Genomic DNA, 17499 nt, shown 5'->3' on the forward strand with positions numbered 1-17499 from the left:
CGTTTGATCGGTACAGCGTTTGATCGGTACAGCGTTTGATCGGTACAGCGTTTGATCGGTATCTCAATGCTTCGATAGAAAGACACAACAAATGGCGAAGATTCTCGTCACCCACTCGCGAAAAGGTGGCGTCGGAAAAAGCACGAGCGCATACGAGGTGGCGTACTCGCTCGATGCCGTCTTGGTGGACCTCGAACACGACATCGCCGGCGTCACGTCGATATGGGGGGACCGGCCACTGGACCGAGCCAAGGTCCCGATCCTGGATGCCCTTGCGACGGGGCGCACTCCGAAACCTCTTAAGGGGTACCGCAAGCCTCGGCTAGTGCCAGGGCATCCGCATCTCGACAAGGAAGCGCCTAGCCGCGAACAGATGTCCGAAGCACTGCTGAAATGGGCAGCCGAGTGGGACACCGAGTGGGTCGTTGTCGACACGCACCCTGGAGCCGGCGAGCATACGCATGGTGCTCTTGCCGTGGCTGATGTTGTCCTGGCGCCCACGACCCTGGATCTGCTCGATCTGCGAGGGTTGGAGCAGCTGGTGGACGAAATGGTCGACTACCCGATTGTGGTCTTGCCGACCAAGGTCCGCGCAGTCCCGGCCGCCGTCGGGCTGAAAAAGCTTGAGCAGATCACCGCCGGAACTCCCGTGCAGATCGCACCGCCGATTCCATTGGTCGCTGACCTGCCCAAACGAACCAAGCGGATTGCTATCACCTCGGAAGACCCGCCGGCTAAGCCCTTCCGGCTCCTGGCTGAGCGCTACAAACTGGTGTGCGAGTTCGTGAAGGAGTACGTGAATGGGTAACGGGATGGACATGCTCAAGGCGCAGCGCGACAAACGCAAGCCAGTGGGCAACGAAATGCCCAAGCCGCTGCACGGCCCGCGCGCTACGCCGGTCAGCATCCCGGCCGCCACTGAGGGGGCGGGGGAGTCGGAGCCGTCCTCTGCGCCAGCGGCCACCGACACGCGTACCTCGTCAGCGGCGCCAGCGGCTGAGCCCGCCGTGACGCCGAGCACCAAGGCGAAACGTCCAGCGGTAGGCAAGAAATCGGACAAGGCTGAGGCGAGTCAACCCGCTGGCAGCAGCTCCGAGCTGTACCCGACAACGGCGTACCTGGAACTGGAAGAGGACAAGTACATTCGCCGCGCACTCGAAGCCGGTCGATACGGCAAGCCCAAGGTCACCTCGGCAAGCGCGGTCATCCGCTACGCGGTGCGTCACTTGGCCGAGCACATGACTCCCGAACAGGTTGTCGCCGCGATCCGCGAAGCTGCGCCCGAAACGTCCAACCAGGGGAGAATCCGCCTTTAATCGCTCTACCGTTCTATCGATAGAACGAACCCCCGGGTGATAGGCGTGCCCCGACACGCCACGATCATCCATTGTGCGATGTTGACCTATATGTATGCCAACAGTGCATGTAAACTCTGCGGCAACGTGGCCGGGCGTAGTCGCTCACCGCCACGTCAGTAAGTGACCACCGCACGAGGGGACTGGGAGGCGATCATTACGGCCGTCGTGGACCAGGAGCACCCCGGCGACCCCGATGTCGCCCTCCTCGCCCGCCACGTTAAGGCACGCCTACGTCGGCTGGGAATGTCGGTGCTTGCTGCATCCGAGTACGGAATTCTGTCGCGCTCGACGCTGACCGCGATCACTCAGGGTGCCGACCGGGTACCGAGCTACCGAACTCTGGCCAAGCTCGATGACCTGCTGAGCTGGGAGCCTGGATCAGCAGAACGGGCGCTGCATGGCGGTGACCCGGTACCGCGCGAGGATGGCGTCTACGGCAAATTGCCGGCCCCACCGGCCGACGCACCAGAAGAGGACGTCGCTGCGGCGACGGCAGCGCTCAACGATGTCTTTGATACGGCGTTCGAAGATCCTGCAGGCTGGGACTACGACCATCTCCTTCGGTGGATTGATAAGCGCCTGCGCGAGCTCAACATGACCAAATCGAAGTTCGCCGCCATTGGGGGACCGGCCCGCGCGACGCTGGCGACTCTGGGTAAGCGAGGCTTCGGCCCGAGCGCAGAGACCCTCGATCGCATCGACACCTTTTTGCTGTGGGAGCGTGGATCTGCGCTCACCGCGCTGCGCGGCGGTACCCCAGTGCGCAAAGGCCCCAAAGTGGCGCCCAACCCGGCGCTGGTTCCACTCAACGGTGCCCTGGACACACTCAATGCTGTGAAGGTGCGTCTGACCCGCCAGAGTCAGAGCCTTACTCAGTTACATTCGGATGTAGACGAGGCGCTGGAGCGTGTCAGTGTCGCGATCAGTGAACTTGGTGACAGAGAACGCCTTGATGCGTTGCTGTTGTCGGAGATGGGCGACCCCGAACAGGGTGATGCCGCAGGAACGGGAGAAATCCATGACTAGCGGTATTGCAGTAGGGGAGCGCCGACTATGGCCGACACCGAGGACCAGGGTCTGTTCAGCGTCGAGGAATCGGAGCACAGTCGCAGTGACCGAGTGGATGCGCCAAGCCGTCGACCAGGTGTATCACCGCCAGATCGGTATACCAGCGCAGTGGTCCCCGGAGCAGACAGAGCTGTTCCTGAGCCTGGTGACCCAGCGGCTGGACGATCAAGCCGCGACGCTGGCGCTGGAGCTGGGGGAGCAGGCCGTGCAGAGCTGGACCCAGCAGCACCACGGTCAGCCCGACCACGCGACGACAGTCGGCCTGCACGAGACGGCGTTGCAGAACGCACGCGAAGCGATCGTGCGGCAGAGCCTGTACGACTTGATTCCGCAGCCACCGGAGGGCCACGACAGCCCGCCGCCAACACCGGCCGATATTCCCTGGACTCAACGGTGGCGGCACCTGACGTATCGGGCCGAGCCGAGCGAACAGATCGAGGATCTCGCAGACCATCTGTGGCCGGACCGCAGCGCGATGTTCCGGGTCAAGGCGGCATATCTGCTGGCAACCCGGCTGGAAGAAAACCGGGCGATTCCCACCGCCCCGGGCCATCGCCTGACCCACGACCTGGGAGTCGAAGTCGCCGAAGCGATGACGGCCGAGGGGTACCCGCCCGAGTAGCCCGCAAGCGTAAAGCTCAACCTCTCGCCGAAGACGATCCACAGCTGGCGCTCTTCGCCGAGGACAGCTTTGACCTGCCGACCGATCCTCGCGTCATCGACCCCGGCGGTGCCCCACTGCCGCCGCTCATCCCAGCAGCGCCCGACCACGACAGCGCCCAACCCGACCAGGTGCCTTCGGCAGCTATCGACGCGCTAACCCTCAAGCGACCCCAACGCACCGCACCGAGCCGCGACGACACGACCCAGACTCCACTGGCCGCAACTACCGACGCCACCGCGCCACCGGCCCCGGTCAGGCCACCGCAGTCGATGCCCGACGCAGATACCAGCGATACCGCCCAGCGTGAGAACGAGACCCCGGCAGTGCCCTCACCGCCGGCCATCGACTACCGTCCCGGAACCACCATCGCGGTCCCGTCCGGGGCGAAAGCCCGGCTCACCGCCAACCTCGCCGCCATCGACACGCTCATCGAGCTCCAAGGCCAAGCCCGCCATGCCACCGCCGCTGAACAAGACATCCTGGCCCGCTGGTCGGGATGGGGTGCGATCCCCGAGGTCTTCGACACCCGCAGCGACACCTACGCGGCGCAGCGCGACTACCTCAAGGAGGCCCTGGGCCCCGACCAATACCAAGCCGCGTCCAGAAGCACACTCAACGCCCACTACACCGACCCCGCCATCGCTGAGCAGATGTGGAAAGCGTTGCAGCACGCCGGTTTTACCGGCGGTCGGGTCCTGGAGCCCGGGTGTGGCGCGGGAACGTTCATCGGCCTGGCGCCCGAGGCTGCGCAGATGGTCGGCGTCGAGAAAGACCCCATCAGCGCAGCCATCGCCGCCTACCTCTACCCCTCTGCACAAGTTCGGGCCGAAGGCTACGAAACAACCAACGTCCCCAACGGCTCCTTTGCCGCAGTGATCGGCAACGTCCCGTTCGGAAACTTCGCGCTACGCGACCCCGCCTACAACCCGCGCCGGCTGTCCATCCACAACCACTTCATCGTCAAGTCGTTGGACCTCACAGCACCCGGCGGCTACCAGATCGTTCTCACCAGCCGCTTCACCATGGACAACGCCGACCCGAAGGCTCGCCGCGAAATCCTTTCCCGCGCCGACCTGCTCGGCGCAATACGCCTGCCCTCCAACGCCTTCCGGAGAGTCGCAGGCACCGAAGTGGTCACCGACATTCTCGTGCTGCGCCGCCGCGAAGCCGACCAGGTTATCGAAGCCGGTGCTGACGACTGGCTACACACTGCACCGCTGACTGTGGCTGTCGATGACGGCACCGACACAGAGATCGACATCAACTCCTACTTCCACAATCACCCCGAGAACATCCTCGGACGGCCCAGCCTTGGCCACGGAATCCACGGCCACCAGACCCTCAACGTCACTGCCGACGAATCGAGCCCCTTGGCTCTGCAAGTCGGGCACCGCCTGCGCACCATCATCGACGCTGCCCGGGATCGCGGGCAAGGACTCACGGCCACCGCCGCATCGCTGACCGAGGTTACCGATGTGAGCTTCGATCCCGGCCTCATCACTGCTGTCACCACGAGACTCCCGGCCCGCGACACCCTGCGCTTCGATGAAGCATCCGATGAGTTCCAGACCTGGACCGGGGACACCTGGGCCACCGCGAAGGTCTTCAACACCCGCAAGCAGGAAACCATTCACCTGCTCAAACTGCGTGATGTTGCCAATGCGGTCGTGTCATCACAACGGGCCGGCCAGCCCAGCGATGTCCGTGAACAACTGCGCGGTGAACTCAACCGGCTCTACGACACCTACGTGGCCAAACACGGTCCTATCCAACGCTTCAAGTGGAGCAAGCCCTCCATCATCACCCAAGACCGCCACGACAAGTCCTTGGCGAAATCCATTGAGCGGTGGCGTCTGAAGAACCCAGAGCAGCACACCGTGCCCGCCGAACTCCTCGAAGCGTGGGACGAGCAGGCCTGGGAAACTCCCAGCCAGTACAAGATGCGTCCGCACATCGTAACCGCTCTGCGCAACGATCCCGGCTGGACCACAGTGCTGGCTCTGGAAGGCTACGACGAACTCACCGGGCAGACCCGCAAGGCACCCATCTTCTCGGTAGACCTGCTGAGCCCACCTCAGGTCCGCGATCGTGCTGAGACCGCCGAAGAGGCCCTCGCCATCAGCCTGGACCACAACGGTGGCGTCGACATTGCGCATATCGCCACACTGCTGAACACCGACCCCGCTGACGCACGAGAAAAGATGCGCGGACTGGTTTTCCCGTCGCTACGCGATCCAGACATTCTCATCCCCGCCGCCCAAGCACTGTCGGGCAACGTTCGTCAACAGCTACGACACGCAGAGGTCGCCGCCGAACACGACCCGCGCTACCACGAGTACGCCGCCGCCCTACGCGAAGTCCAGCCCGTCGACCGCGAAGCCAGCCAGATCAGCGCTCGCCCGGGATCGCCCTGGATCGACGCCAAGTACGTCGCGCAGTTCGCCAGTGAGACCTTCAAGGCCGCCGATGCCGCGCCAGTGCACGTGAAAGCTGACCACGTGCAAGGGGTCTGGTCGATCGAGTGCCAGAGCCGCAACACCGCCGCTATGACCGAAACCTGGGGCACGCGTTTCCCCAAGCGCGACGCCATCTCGTTGCTGGAAATGGTCTGCAACAACCAAGAAATTGCCATCCGCTACACCAAAGAGGAGACCGAAACCACCGGCCGGACCGGTGTCAACCGCAACGCCACCGTGGCGGCGCAAGCCAAAGCCACCAAGATCAGTGAGGCATTCCAGAACTGGGTGTTCGCCGACGACACCCGCCGCACGGAACTGGTCGCCACCTACAACGAACGCTTCAACAGCCTGCGCGCCCCCAAATACAGCGGCGCCGCGCTGACGCTGCCCGGCCTGTCGCACCGGTTCACCCCCCACACCCACCAACGCGACGCGGTAGCCCGCATCATCGCAGAACCCAACGTTCTTCTCGATCACGTTGTGGGAGCAGGTAAATCGGGCACCATGTTCATGGCAGCCATGGAACTGCGCCGCCTCGGACTGGCCCGCCAACCCTGGATCGTGGTCCCCAACCACATCATCGAGCAGGTAGGCAAAGAAGCCAAGTGGTGGTACCCCGGCGCAGAAATCCTGCTCGGCACACCCGGCACAGATCCTGCCGGCCGCCGCCGATTCGTGGCCCAATCAGCAACCTCGGACTGGGACATGGTGATCGCCCCGGAATCGTTGTTCATGGGCATTCCCGTCGGCCAGGATGCCCAGCGCGATTACATCGCCCGTGAATCGAAGATGCTACGCGAATCACTGGAGAACATCACCGGAGATAACGCCACCGCCGCCACCGTCAAACGGCTGGAGGCAGCACTGCAACGCTACGAATCGAAGCTGGAAAAGCTCACCGACCAAGACGGCAAAGACACCGGACTTCTGTTCGAACACACCGGGTGTGACTACCTGATGATTGACGAAGCCCACATGTACAAAAACCGGACCCGACTGAGCCCGGTCAAGGAACTGGCCTGCCCGGATGGCTCCGAACGCGCCGACGACCTCGCCATGAAAATGGAAATGCTGCGAGGCCGCCGCCGCGAAGACGCTATCGCGGCCGGCCGCACACCCACACCCGCCGACGAGCGAGTCGCCAGCTTCGCAACAGGAACCCCGATCGCCAACTCACTGGGCGAGCTTTATGTCATGCAACGCTATCTGCGCCCCGATCTGCTCGACGACGCCGGAGTCCTGCATATCAACGACTGGGCGACCACCTTCACCGCCACCGTGAACACCGTCGAAGTCAACGCCACCGGCACACAGCTACGGCCAGTCACCCGAGTCGGCAAATTCTGCAACCTCCAAGAGCTACTTCGCATTTCGTCGGTGTTCACCGATGTCATCACCCGGGATCAGATCGGGCTGAAGCTGCCCGAACTCACCAACAACGGCAAGCGCACCATCGTCAGCATCCCGGCCGATCAAACTCTTCGAGACTTCATCACCGACCTCGGCTACCGGTCCGGCGACCTTGACCCGAAAAACCTTGCCCGCGACAACATCCTGAAAATATCCAACGATGGACGCGAAGCCAGTCTCGACCCGCGCATGGTCCATCTGCCCGAACCCACCCACTCGCGCACCGCGGCGGTCGCTGAGAACATCATGGCCGTGCACCGGCAGTACGCCGACACCATCTACAAAGACCCCCAGTACGGCCACGACATGCCCACCCCCGGCGGCCTGCAAATCGTTTTCTGCGACCGCGGCACACCCAGCAAGGGCGGCAAGAAGAAGAACGACTTCAACATGTACGCCGCGATCCGCGACGACCTGATCGCCCGGGGGATGCCCGCCGAGAAGATCCGCTTCATCCACGACGCCGAGAAAGCCGAAGACAAGTTACGCCTGTTCGATGAATGCAACCGCGGCCAAGTCTCGGTGCTCATCGGCTCCACCGAGAAAATGGGCACCGGAACGAACGTCCAAACCCGCGCTGTCGCACTACACCACGTCGATGTACCGTGGCGGCCAGCCGATCTCGAACAGCGCGAAGGCCGCATCATCCGGCAGGGAAACCAGAACGAGACAGTCAGCATCTTCAACTACGTCGTAGAAGGCTCCTACGACGTCGTGATGTGGCAGAAGATCGAAGCGAAATCACTGTTCATCGCACAGGTCAAACGCGCCGACATCAGTGTCGATGAAGTCGATGACATCGGCGGAAACGAGATGACCGTCGCGGCCGCAGAAACCAAGGCGCTAGCCACCGGAGACCCCCGCTACGTTCGCCAGGTCCAGCTCCAAGACGAGATCGAACACCTCACCGCGCTGGAGCGGGCCTACCACGACGGTATGGCTGCCCGCGACCGCGATATCCGCCAACGCCAGCGCCAACTGGACATCACCACCGCCCAACTCGACACCCTCACCCCAACCGTGGAGGCCATCGCATCCCAGCCCGGCGACGCCCCAGCCGACATCGTGGTCGAAGGACGCCGCTACCCCGAACGCAAAGACTGCGCGGTGCCCTTCGCCGAAGTCTGCCGGCGCGTCTACGGCTCCCTCAGTAACGCCGCGTCCCACGACAGTCGGCCACTGAACACCGCCATCAACGGCATCGCTCTACATGCCCGCCGCGACCACGTAGGAGATCGACTCTGGGTCACCCTCGAAGGACCCTCAGCCGAAATCCCGTTCACCATCCAAGACCTACACGACAGCGCACCCAAAGTGGGGGAGACCAACGGGGCAAGCAGCGCCAAGGCCCGCGGGCTGCTGACCCGAGTGGAAAACCTCTACAAGGACCTTCCTTCCCACCATCAGCGCCTCCAGATCCAGCATGACCACCTCACCCACGCGCTGGCCGACCTGACCAACACCGAGGTCGAGCCATTCGACCGTGGCGAAGAACTAGCAGCCAAACGCGAAGAACACACCACCTTGACCACGCTGCTACAACTGGAAGCCCAGTCCGAAGCGGCCAAAGCCAAAGCCGCCGAAGCACAGCAGAGACTGCTGGCCGCCGGCCGCCAGCCCGGCTGGTCACTGCACCTGAACCCCACCCCATTCCTGATCGAACAATCCGGGCTGGCCACCGCCGACCAATACCGATTCGCCCAAGGCCTCGCCGAACAGGCCCGCGCCAGCGAGTTCCGCGACACCCAACGCGAGGACGAACGCGACCGCGGCGATGACGGGAGGACGCTGTGAGCACCCCAGCAGCGCCCCCAGCCGACCCGTGGTGGAGTTACGCGGTCGGAACCGCCACCGCGCTGCGTTCAGGCAAAGAACCGCCCACCGTGGCCGTCCACGGGCCCTTCCTGGCCTCCAACGAGGTAGCGCGACTGAGCAGCCCCGCAACCTACAGCCGCCTGGCCGCCGGCAACGGGCACTACGAACGCGCTCAAGCCCCCTTCATGGTCAACCCGGTCCTGATGGCTGCGGCCATGGCCGGCCAAGGCGTCGTCAACAACCGCCGCCGCCGCGAGGCCGACCGCAGCAGCCAACCCCAATGGACCAACTACCGCGAAGCCGCTGTCCTGACCACCAATCAGCGGCTGATGTGCAGCCGCCCCCAAGGCGGGTGGACATCGTTCTGGTACAGCGAAATGGCCGAGTTCTACCCCGATCCCCACCAACGGGCAGTCACGATGTCCTTCGCCGACGACCACACACCGCCATTACAACTCGCCGGGCCCGCCGCCCCCGCCATCGCGCTGTGGATCGGCCACTCCGTCTACGGCGACCGATGGCACGAAGACCCTCGCCTGGCCGCCCTGCTGCCCAGCCAAGCATCCCAGGACACCACCACGGGCCGGCAGGCCGCTGAGCACACGACCACCGCCGCCGGTACGGAGGGGCTCACCCCCGAACAACACGCCTGGTGGGAGCGCAACCGCCCCCGTCACAGCCGCCATCACAGCTCCGAGAGCGGGATGGAGCTATGAGCACCCACACCGCGCCGACGCTGGTAACGGCCACTGACCTCACCCACTACGCCCGGTCGCGGCTCGACCACCTCACCGACGGCCGGCCCCTCTATATTCCTGGCTTCGGTACCGAAGCAGATCCCGTGGTGGCCTCTATGCCAACGACGCTCCACCGTCACCCCTATAGCGTCATCCAACTGCCGCTGCTCGCAGTTCAATTAGAGACAATGCTCGACGCCGAGCCCGCCACGACGTGGCTGATCAGCCTTGCCCACCTTGCCCACCACGACTGCCCCGCATGTGTGAGCACCTGGACAGAAGCCGAGCGCTGCGCCCAGGAGTTGCCTGCCAGCAGTCCGCAATTTCACCTCGTCACACTGCGGGCCGCGACGCTCCTGGTGCATTACGAGGACCACCCCTAGTTAGCGGTTCCCACCGTAGGGAAGACCCACCGAATGCGACTCAGGACCAAGCGCCGTGAGCGGCGACATACTGGGCACCGATCTGCTGGTGCGCACCTGGTGACCCTGGTGATGACATCGGCATCACAGCTCGCTTCCCTCGCTGTTCACCGCCAGCACCACATCGATTGGGGTGCGGGGAACGGTCACGCTTCGCGAGGTAGCGGACATCCCGCGATCGTCCACTTCTACGATGCTAGAAATGCACCCCGCCGCGGTCGCAAGCCAGGGATCTGCCTCGATCTGCCGGACGTTGAGCACGGTGTGAATGTCCAGGCTCCGGCCCTGCCGCAGCAGGCGATTGAGCGCGGTCACCGCCTCCTCGTCAGCCGGCCGCGTCGCAGCGGTTTCCCTCTCTTCAACCGGCGATAAACCATCGCGCACATCATCACCGTCGACAATCACGACTACCGCACGGCCGTCGTCACCGAGGTCACGCCTATCGCCAGCACTATTCTTCCTGTGTAGTTCAGCGAAATCCCTGACGCCACAATGCTTTAAGAAACTAATTCGCTCATCTATCAGGCTGCTGATACCTCCAATTCCCCCTCGTACCGTCGCCAGCACCTCAACCCCACGATGAGGCGGCCTCTCGGCCAACGATTTCGTCATCAGGTCGATTACCCGGCTACGTCCAACGGTGGAGGAACCGACGACGGCCATATGTGGGCCCTCGCCTCCGTAGGCAGCTTCCTCGATGTTAAGCCAGTGCGGGCGACCAGCGGCCACGCCGATGACGACCTGTAAGGAATTCTGAGAGTGTGAAACGGCGCGCAACGCAACCGGATACGGTGTACCCGGGAACTGCCGCTGGTAGTCACGCGCGGCCTGCTTGCGCGCATTTGAAGATGCCATGGAAATCACGAGTCCCTTCAAAGACATATGCCCGTAGTCGCCCACATCGACACCGTGCGATCTTTGTTGGGAGCGCGTGACCCGGTGAGCCTGGTCCTCGGAGAGATCTTCGGTAGCAGTATCCCAATGTGGGCGGGAGCTGCAACGCGACCGAGGGAGTCCGCCTTCGCGCAATGGCGTTGCCTACCAGGATACCTCATCGACTGGCCCCTAGTTGGCGCTATGCGATGGAGTTGTTGAGAGTCTGTTCAAGTTCGGCGGCGTAGTCGGTGATCTTGTCGCGTTCGGCGCCCATCGCCCGCATCACGGCGCGAGCTTCCGCGCTCTTAAGAACATCGGGCATCCGTGTCACCACGGCTCCCAACTGTTGGGCAGCGTTGCGCAGTCGGTACGAGCGCATCTGCGGGTCGGTCGCTAGCGGGAATACGAGGCTGTTCACCGGGTCCACCTCGAACTCGATGGGTGTCTCCTCGTGGTGCTGAGGGTCATCGCTACCGGTGATGATCCGTGCGTACGTATGATCGAGGACAATCAGCCGCCGCATCTCGGACTCCATCCGCGCGACGAGGATCAGTAAGGTTCTCGGAATCTGCACGTAGACGTCACTGACGGGATTTCCAGGTGAAAAGCCATATGCCCGAACCGTTTCCGCCGCCTCTCGTACCTCAGCGATCAGGTATCGCACACCAGCGACGTCGCATCGAATGACATTCCCGCCTTCGCGATCTCGGCGGATCTGCTCCACCGTCTCGCGACTCCACCCCTGAAAGCGACCACCGACGACAGCATCCGGGGCAATAAAACTGCCAGCCCTGATCTCCGAGTTGAGCGCATCCCTGCTAATCCCCAGCTCATCAGCTACTTGCGTACTACTCAAATATTCCTGCATGAGACTGAGTGTAGAGCGGAACACATTTGTGTGCCACATTTGTTGGATGGTGTCGGGAGTGTCGCGTCTTGGGTGCACGCCGTCAGTCGACGGCGCATCGCTTCACGGCCGCCACTCACGCACCACCGCCGGGAGGGCGTTAAGGATGACCCGCGAAGGGCTTATCTTTTGTCACAGTGACGTATTGACCGTAACCTATTGTGGGGCAGAGGGTTTTGGAACTGCCCGTTGACAGGCGATCTGGAGGCATTGTCATCGGATCTGAGGAAACCGCAGAACAGACAAGAACTTAGCCGAATGATGCTGACAGGGTTAGCCGGCGTTGGCCAACGGCTCGCAAGCGACCGGCGTTGCGCTGCATGAACAAACTCAGGGCGACTTTTTAACGTGTCTGAGTGCGGTCTGGACCACTAGTGCGGCATACTACGGATAACCGACTATGGCAATTATCTAAGCCGAATCATCTTGTTGCACAAGGCTTTTGCCGATAAGCCCCGTTATGTCAACTAGTCGAGCTAGCGCGACTAGCGCGACTAGCGCGACTTGGGGTACGATGCTGACATGTCGACCCCCACCACGGTTACCAGTACCGAGGCCAAGAACCGGCTCAACGCGCTGCTCGCCGAAGTCGAACGCACCGGAGTAGCCATCACCATCACCAGCCACGGCCGGCCCGTTGCGCGACTTGAACCTGTGAACCCCGTGCGGCGAACCTTTGGTCAACTGCCTGGGCTCACCGTCGCAGACAACTTCGACGACCCGCTGCCCGAGTCGGAACTCCAGCACTGGGAAGCAGCTGGCAGTTGAAAAGAATCCTACTCGACACCCATACCCTCATCTGGCTTGTGACTTCGCCGGAGAAGCTCAAAAGTGCTGCTGTCGAACACCTTTCAGACCCCGGCATCGAACTAAGCGTCTCGGCTGCCTCGGCTTGGGAAATTGGCATCAAGACCCGGCTTGGCCGTCTCGACGGTGACCCGCTGCTAGGTGCCTGGTCCGAAGTCCTTGCAGACATGAGCATCACCGAGCTTCCCATCGATTCCGCGGACGCGATCGTTGCCGCGCGACTGCCATGGGAGCACCGCGACCCCTTCGACCGGATGATTGTCGCCCAAGCGCTACGGCGATCCCTCACGATCGCCACCAGGGACCAGCACGTGCTCGCCGCGGCCCTGTCGCCCACGCTCACCGTCTAAAAACCCGCCGTTCGAAGTGGCCGACAGATCCGGTAGCTCGATGCATCTGGCGGTTTTCGCAAGAGATCTGGCGGTGGGGATCTGGCGGGTTGCTCGACAACGCTCGCGGTCAAGGCCCGGGCGCAACTTCGAGGCGCACGATATACAATCGCACAGGTGTTCGAGTTGTGGCCGGTCGGGATGAACCCGCCAACCCGCCAAGTGGTCGAGCCGCCTCGAGCCGTGCTGGTCGACCTCGGCCGCCTCATTGTCAACCCTGCCGACAAGTTTCGCTCCGATGAAGTATCGATGCGAATCAAAATGGAAGGCTTGGCTTTTCGCGGCCAAGTATCCGGCAGTCTGCACGCATGGGCGCAATCAACCCAAGGCGGTTGGCTGGCACTGGTTACCTGTACCGTGCCCACGGGCAACGGGGCCGGCAGTCTCACCATGACCCAATGGTGCCCCGCCAACGCCGTCACCCCTGATCAGGACGCCAGTCGGTAGATACTGTCCGCCGCCGTCCGGGGCGGGCCGCCGATAGGGTCAACCGCGCGATGCGGGGCATCTGCGCCCCAGTAGTCATCCCCTCGCGGACTGTGAAGGACTCATCGGATACACCCCCGAGTGGAGCTGTGTCCCTGCACGCCGCCGGCCCACAGGCCAACTAGCGTCGTACCTCCACAGGGAAATCCGAAAGGCGGGACGCTGGTGCCGGACACGCAGGCTTGGTTAGCGGAACGCGCGGCAGTCCTGGTTGCCCGCATCAATGACCGCGGCATGGTCCTCTCCCACGACGCGGCCGCCACGCTGCTTGCCGAACGGCACGCCACCGTGGCCCGGCAACTGGGTGTCAGCGAGCGGTCCGCTGCGCCTCTGCTCGATGACGCCGCCCTCGATGGGCTGGCCGACGAGATCGTTGCCTCCTTCACCGATGAAGAACCGGGCGAGAACCTGTTCGACCTTGCCCGCACGGCGCACATCAGCGTGTCGGTGTTCGGCCGCTTGATCAGCGGCCTGGCCGAGACACTGCTCTTCTACCAGAGCACAACAGCCACCAACGCCGCAGAACGCGCCGCCCGCCAACGTGAGACGGCGCAACTCCTGTCCACCGCGGGCATGATTCAAGCCGAGCACACCCAAGGGCCGATTGCGGCTCCCCCAGCGCTGTTCGCCCGCATCGCGCGGACGCTGACCACCGCCGCCGATCTGACCGACAACGACGCATTGACCCAGGCCCTGCGCCGCGATGCCACCCGAGCACGCACGGCGGCCACCGCAGCGCCTCCCCCGCACTGAGCGTGCAGGAGACCATTGTCGAGGAGAAGCCGTGCAACGTAGACCGGGCTTCCGGCGGGTCGCTGTGCACAACCGAGCCCTATGGAAGAGTCGCCTGACATGAGCCAGCCACGCGTGGGCCACAGCGACGACCACACGCCCGTCGATCCACCCGAGCTGGCCCGACGCATCAACCGGCTCTTCGACGTCATGCACGCGCGAACGGCACCACCTACATCAACCTCTGCGGCCGCCGCAGCCATCACCGCCCGTGGCGCCGTTCCCATGAGCCCGAGCACCCTGGAACGGCTCCGCTCGGACTGTGGGGCTACCTCCAGCCACGCTGAACTCACCGCAATCGCCGAATTCTTCGGCGTTTCTACGAGCTACCTCACCGATGCCGCCGCCGGCACTGGGATCGACGCCCAGCTCGATACCCTTCGCGCTCTGCGCGATGCAGGCGTAGGCGGCCCGATCAGGACCATTCATGCCTGTAGCAGGCCACCTGCTGCATCGATCTGATTCGGACAACCTCAGCCTGCTCTCCCCGGCCACACCGGGTTTGACGCGAAGAAACCGTTAGGGGTCCCACCGCGGCCCTCTGGGTCCGTCCCTGCGCCTCTTTGCCCCCGGCCAGCCGGGCGCCTGCGTGGTGGCTACCGAAGCCCCCTTTCCTGGCGCAACGGCACATCGTGTTTTGTTACGTTTCGTTATGTTTCGTCTTTCGTCATAACGCCGACCGTTGGTGACGAAAGTAGTAGACTGGAGCCATGACTGAAGAGAGCGCCGCCGCGGTGACGGCCGTGGACCACTGCCACTACCCGGGCTGTTCGCGTCCTCGCCGCCCAGACCCGGCCACTGGCCGCCCTTCCCGCTACTGCGAACGGGCCGACGACGGTGGCGGACCAGTTCATAACCGCGCCAACGCCTGGAAAGCACGTCGCGCGAACACACCAACGGCTGACGCGCGGCCCGGCGCCGAGCAGGCGGCGGATGCACCTGTCTCGATGGCACGGGCGACCCTGGAACAACGTCTGGACGAGCTGCCGCAGAGGGTCTCGGAGTTCCGCCAGTATTTCGATGACCTGCTGGCCGGAATCCGCGCGGCCGGAGACGTCGAAGCCGCCGGCGCGGAGGTCGAGGACGCCCACCGCGACGCCCTTGCCAAAATCACCGAAGCCGAACGCCGTGCCAGCACCGCCGAGCGCTCAGCACGGGCCGCCGATGAGCGAGCAGCTCAGGCACGCCAGGAACGCGAGGAAGCCGACGCACTCGCCGAAGAAGCCCTTGCCGAGGTGGAGCGCATGCGCACCACCACCGAAGCGGACATGGCCGAACTGCGCTCTCGGACCGAGGCTGCCGTCACGGCGGCAGAAGCACGCCTTGCCGATGCGCGCACCCGGTTCGGTGAGCAACTTGCCGAACGGGACCGCCACGTCGAAGCCGCCCGCGAAGCCGCCAATGCCGCGCACATCGAGGCCAGCGCCGCCCAAGCCGCTCTGGCCGCGGCCAATGACTCTGCCGAGCGTGAACGGCAGACCACGGCCCAGTTGCGCGGCCAACTCGACCACGCCCGAACGGATTCCGAGGAAAAGCAGGCCGCGCTGCACAGCCAGATCGACACCGCGCGCGAGGAAGCTCGCGCCGCCACGGCCGACGCCGCGGCACTGCGCGTCGACCTCGCCACCGCGCATGCGCGAGCCGAATCGGCGCAACAATCAGCCGAGGCCGAGCGGGCCACCGTGGCCACACTCACCGCCGAGCTTGAGCGTGTACGCACCGATCAACGATCAGAACGTGAGCGCCTGGAGTCGGCCCACGCGCAGCAGCTCGCACTCGTGCAGCGCAACGCGGACGAACGCGTGCAAGCCCTTAACGACGCACTGACCCATGCGCGACAGACGGCTGGGACTGACCGCAGCGATAGCCCCGTCCCCGGCGAGAAGGCGACCCGGAAACGTCCTGCGAGCAAGAGGTCCACCACCGCGGAGCCCCCGAGCCGGTAGTGACGCCCGGCCCCCTACCGCAGGAAAGGTGCGTGACCCGGCACATGATCCCGAATCAGTTGCCTAGCATTTGGCTCGGCGAGGCCCGCGCACACCTGCACGCGGCGGTGCGAGTAATGGCTCAACCGCGGCTGCGGATCGTCCATGCCCGTAAAGCCTGGACCTTCGCCATGGGCGTCCTGATCAACGAGGCCGACGACGCCCAACCCTCCGAACTCGACGCAGCCGCTGTTTTTGCTGACGAAGCGGTCGGCCACATCACCGCCGCGCGTGCAGAACTGAACGGTTCGCAGCCTTCGTTCCCGCAGTGACGGACCCATGGACCCACAGCCGTGCCAGCGGTTCTCTCAGCTCCGCGCCTGTGAGTGGTTGATGGGTACAGCTAATCAGCTTCTGGTCGGCCCCGAGACCGCCTGCGGGCCGCGGCAAGTGCGCGATCACGGACCCACGCGGACACGGCCTGTCCATCAGCCTCGGCAGCGGCCTCAATGATGTCGCGCTCATCCTCGGTGAACCGGACCGGCACCACGGCGTTGCGGCGCTGCCCCGCCTTGAAAGGCGGTCTTCCGGGAGGCATACCGACGATGATAATCGACTACAACAATTCGTGATCCCACAACTCAATTAATCGACTACACTAAAAGGTATGAACGCAGCCGACCAAGACGACCGTGCCGTGGGTCGACTCACCGTGACCGACCTTGCTGGCGTGGTCTATTCGTCGGGCAGAGTGTTCGACGGCCTGTCCACCGGTCGTCTGGACACCGAGAACTTCCTGCGCACCGGCAGCCTGGAGGGAGTGGCATCGCGGGCCGATCTGGCGCTGCTCGAAGACCTGCGTGACGCGGCCCAATTCGTGATTGACCACGCCGCCCATCGCATCGACGCCGGCTTCGTGCGGGCCATCAACGCCACCATCACCCGCAGCGGAGCCCTGCATCCCGGGCAGCTGCGCACTCAGGACCAGGCCATCGGCGTCACGACACCGTACGGTCGGCACTCCCCCGATGCCGTCACCGAAGACCAGCTCCAAACCCTGCTCGACAACGCGACCCGTAGCCCTGAGCCCGACGAAAACGCACTCGACCTGTTCATCAACCTCGCCAAAGCGCAACCGTTCGAGGACGGCAACAAGCGCACCGCCGTCTTCGTCGCCAACAGCCTGCTCATCGGCGCCGATGCCGGTGTTTTGCTCACCATCCCGGTCGATGACAACGACCCCGGTGTCGCGAGAACGTTCAACGATCTGCTGGCCAGGGCCTACCTCTATGACGAACACGAGGCAGTGAAAACACTGCTACGGCGTGCCGGGCTCACCCGGATCAGTCGATAACCCAGCTCGAAGCGTTCCTTCGCCACGCCG

Annotated in this window: 18 protein-coding genes; 15 read left to right on the forward strand and 3 right to left on the reverse strand. The window is 64.0% G+C overall.

The genetic code is table 11. The features are described 5' to 3' along the window. Positions 1-91: 91 nt before the first annotated feature. The 7 genes from ACNUDN_RS31410 to ACNUDN_RS31440 all read left to right on the forward strand — a co-directional run bounded on the left by ACNUDN_RS31410 (position 92) and on the right by ACNUDN_RS31440 (position 9894). On the forward strand, positions 92-808 hold the full coding sequence (locus ACNUDN_RS31410; RefSeq protein WP_419125637.1) for a ParA family protein: 717 nt from the start codon (positions 92-94) through the stop codon (positions 806-808). Between the two features lie 4 nt (positions 809-812). Beyond that, the gene (locus ACNUDN_RS31415) at positions 813-1316 is read left to right on the forward strand and encodes a ribbon-helix-helix domain-containing protein (protein ID WP_419125638.1); all 504 of its coding nucleotides are present in this window, start codon (positions 813-815) and stop codon (positions 1314-1316) included. A gap of 207 nt (positions 1317-1523) precedes the next feature. Further along, positions 1524-2384: a hypothetical protein gene (locus ACNUDN_RS31420; RefSeq protein WP_419125639.1), complete on the forward strand. Its 861-nt coding sequence runs from the start codon at positions 1524-1526 to the stop codon at positions 2382-2384. An 85-nt stretch (positions 2385-2469) separates the two neighbouring features. Then, positions 2470-3048: a hypothetical protein gene (locus ACNUDN_RS31425; RefSeq protein WP_419125640.1), complete on the forward strand. Its 579-nt coding sequence runs from the start codon at positions 2470-2472 to the stop codon at positions 3046-3048. Between the two features lie 170 nt (positions 3049-3218). Then, on the forward strand, positions 3219-8753 hold the full coding sequence (locus tag ACNUDN_RS31430) for a helicase-like domain-containing protein (protein WP_419125641.1): 5535 nt from the start codon (positions 3219-3221) through the stop codon (positions 8751-8753). Next, a complete protein-coding gene (locus ACNUDN_RS31435) occupies positions 8750-9490 on the forward strand; it encodes a hypothetical protein (RefSeq protein ID WP_419125642.1) in 741 nt (246 codons plus the stop codon). Before ACNUDN_RS31430 ends, ACNUDN_RS31435 begins: the two co-directional genes overlap by 4 nt. After that, positions 9487-9894, forward strand: coding sequence for a hypothetical protein (locus tag ACNUDN_RS31440; RefSeq protein ID WP_419125643.1), 408 nt, complete (start codon positions 9487-9489; stop codon positions 9892-9894). The genes ACNUDN_RS31435 and ACNUDN_RS31440 overlap by 4 nt, the downstream gene beginning before the upstream one ends. A 123-nt stretch (positions 9895-10017) precedes the next feature. On the opposite strand, the gene ACNUDN_RS31445 is transcribed toward ACNUDN_RS31440, so the two are convergent. Both ACNUDN_RS31445 and ACNUDN_RS31450 read right to left on the reverse strand, forming a co-directional pair. Further along, the gene (locus ACNUDN_RS31445; protein WP_419125644.1) at positions 10018-10833 is read right to left on the reverse strand and encodes a hypothetical protein; all 816 of its coding nucleotides are present in this window, start codon (positions 10831-10833) and stop codon (positions 10018-10020) included. A 175-nt stretch (positions 10834-11008) separates the two neighbouring features. Then, a complete protein-coding gene (locus ACNUDN_RS31450; RefSeq protein WP_419125645.1) occupies positions 11009-11677 on the reverse strand; it encodes a hypothetical protein in 669 nt (222 codons plus the stop codon). 561 nt (positions 11678-12238) lie between these two features. Here ACNUDN_RS31450 and ACNUDN_RS31455 point away from each other — a divergent pair. From ACNUDN_RS31455 to ACNUDN_RS31485, 7 genes are all read left to right on the forward strand, one after another. Continuing rightward, a complete protein-coding gene (locus tag ACNUDN_RS31455; RefSeq protein WP_419125646.1) occupies positions 12239-12484 on the forward strand; it encodes a type II toxin-antitoxin system Phd/YefM family antitoxin in 246 nt (81 codons plus the stop codon). Next, complete coding sequence (locus ACNUDN_RS31460; RefSeq protein WP_419125647.1) at positions 12481-12873, forward strand: type II toxin-antitoxin system VapC family toxin; 393 nt, start codon at positions 12481-12483, stop codon at positions 12871-12873. Before ACNUDN_RS31455 ends, ACNUDN_RS31460 begins: the two co-directional genes overlap by 4 nt. Positions 12874-13029: 156 nt before the next feature. Then, on the forward strand, positions 13030-13359 hold the full coding sequence (locus tag ACNUDN_RS31465; RefSeq protein ID WP_419125648.1) for a hypothetical protein: 330 nt from the start codon (positions 13030-13032) through the stop codon (positions 13357-13359). A 273-nt stretch (positions 13360-13632) separates the two neighbouring features. After that, the gene (locus tag ACNUDN_RS31470) at positions 13633-14151 is read left to right on the forward strand and encodes a hypothetical protein (RefSeq protein WP_419125649.1); all 519 of its coding nucleotides are present in this window, start codon (positions 13633-13635) and stop codon (positions 14149-14151) included. A 99-nt stretch (positions 14152-14250) separates the two neighbouring features. Further along, complete coding sequence (locus ACNUDN_RS31475) at positions 14251-14652, forward strand: hypothetical protein (protein ID WP_419125650.1); 402 nt, start codon at positions 14251-14253, stop codon at positions 14650-14652. 248 nt (positions 14653-14900) lie between these two features. Beyond that, positions 14901-16136 carry a coiled-coil domain-containing protein gene (locus ACNUDN_RS31480; RefSeq protein ID WP_419125651.1) on the forward strand — a complete coding sequence of 412 codons (1236 nt, stop codon included), beginning with the start codon at positions 14901-14903 and terminating at the stop codon, positions 16134-16136. 32 nt (positions 16137-16168) lie between these two features. Beyond that, positions 16169-16447 carry a hypothetical protein gene (locus ACNUDN_RS31485; protein WP_419125652.1) on the forward strand — a complete coding sequence of 93 codons (279 nt, stop codon included), beginning with the start codon at positions 16169-16171 and terminating at the stop codon, positions 16445-16447. A gap of 71 nt (positions 16448-16518) precedes the next feature. Here ACNUDN_RS31485 and ACNUDN_RS31490 read toward each other — a convergent pair whose 3' ends face one another. Next, positions 16519-16713 (reverse strand): plasmid mobilization protein, encoded by a 195-nt coding sequence (locus ACNUDN_RS31490; protein ID WP_419125653.1) that lies wholly within the window; start codon positions 16711-16713, stop codon positions 16519-16521. A 69-nt stretch (positions 16714-16782) separates the two neighbouring features. On the opposite strand from ACNUDN_RS31490, the gene ACNUDN_RS31495 reads away from it, so the two are divergent. Next, the gene (locus ACNUDN_RS31495) at positions 16783-17469 is read left to right on the forward strand and encodes a Fic family protein (protein WP_419125654.1); all 687 of its coding nucleotides are present in this window, start codon (positions 16783-16785) and stop codon (positions 17467-17469) included. The last annotated feature ends 30 nt before the right edge of the window (positions 17470-17499 follow it).

Source organism: Mycobacterium sp. smrl_JER01, assembly GCF_048513595.2.
In the GTDB taxonomy this organism is placed as follows: domain Bacteria; phylum Actinomycetota; class Actinomycetes; order Mycobacteriales; family Mycobacteriaceae; genus Mycobacterium.